This is a genomic window from Deinococcus sp. HSC-46F16 (assembly GCF_024171495.1).
GTDB lineage: Bacteria > Deinococcota > Deinococci > Deinococcales > Deinococcaceae > Deinococcus.
On record NZ_JALJZW010000017.1, the window covers coordinates 1 to 1,083 of the forward strand.

The window sequence follows — 1,083 nt, forward strand, 5'->3', positions numbered from 1 at the left end:
GGAGGAAATCATCATGGCAAAAGGAACGTTTGAGCGGACCAAGCCCCACGTGAACGTGGGTACCATCGGGCACGTCGACCACGGCAAGACCACCCTGACCGCCGCCATCACCTTCACGGCGGCCGCGATGGACCCCACCGTCGAAACCCTGGCCTACGACCAGATCGACAAGGCCCCCGAAGAAAAGGCCCGCGGCATCACCATCAACACCTCCCACGTCGAGTACAACACCCCCACCCGCCACTACTCCCACGTCGACTGCCCCGGTCACGCCGACTACGTCAAGAACATGATCACCGGCGCGGCCCAGATGGACGGCGCCATCCTGGTCGTCAGCTCCGCGGACGGCCCCATGCCCCAGACCCGCGAGCACATCCTGCTCGCCCGTCAGGTCGGCGTGCCCTACATCGTCGTGTTCATGAACAAGGTCGACATGGTCGACGACGAAGAACTCCTCGAACTCGTCGAAATGGAAGTGCGCGAGCTGCTCTCCAAGTACGAGTTCCCCGGGGACGACCTCCCCGTCGTCAAGGGCAGCGCGTTACAGGCGCTGGAAGCCTTGCAGGCCAACCCCAAGACCGCCCGCGGCGAGAACCAGTGGGTCGACCGCATCTGGGACCTGCTCGACGCCATCGACTCCTACATCCCCACCCCCGAGCGCGATACCGACAAGACCTTCCTGATGCCCGTCGAAGACGTGTTCACCATCACCGGTCGCGGCACCGTCGCGACCGGCCGTGTGGAGCGCGGTGTGGTCAAGGTTCAGGACGAAGTCGAGATCATCGGGCTGCGCGACACCAAGAAGACCACCGTGACCGGCATCGAAATGCACCGCAAGCTGCTGGACTCCGGCATGGCCGGGGACAACGTGGGCGTGCTGCTGCGCGGCGTCGCTCGCGACGACGTGGAGCGTGGTCAGGTGCTGGCCAAGCCCGGGTCGATCAAGCCGCACACCAAGTTCGAGGCCAGCGTGTACGTGCTGTCCAAGGACGAGGGCGGGCGTCACAGCGCGTTCTTCGGGGGCTACCGCCCGCAGTTCTACTTCCGCACGACGGACGTGACGGGCGTGGTGGAACTGGCCGA

At 65.2% G+C, this 1,083-nt stretch carries 1 protein-coding gene; it reads left to right on the top strand.

All coding sequences use genetic code 11. From position 1 onward, the window contains the following. Window positions 1-13: 13 nt before the first annotated feature. Window positions 14-1,083: elongation factor Tu (tuf, locus tag L1280_RS15645; RefSeq protein WP_253583330.1), on the top strand; the 1,070-nt coding region annotated here is incomplete at its 3' end.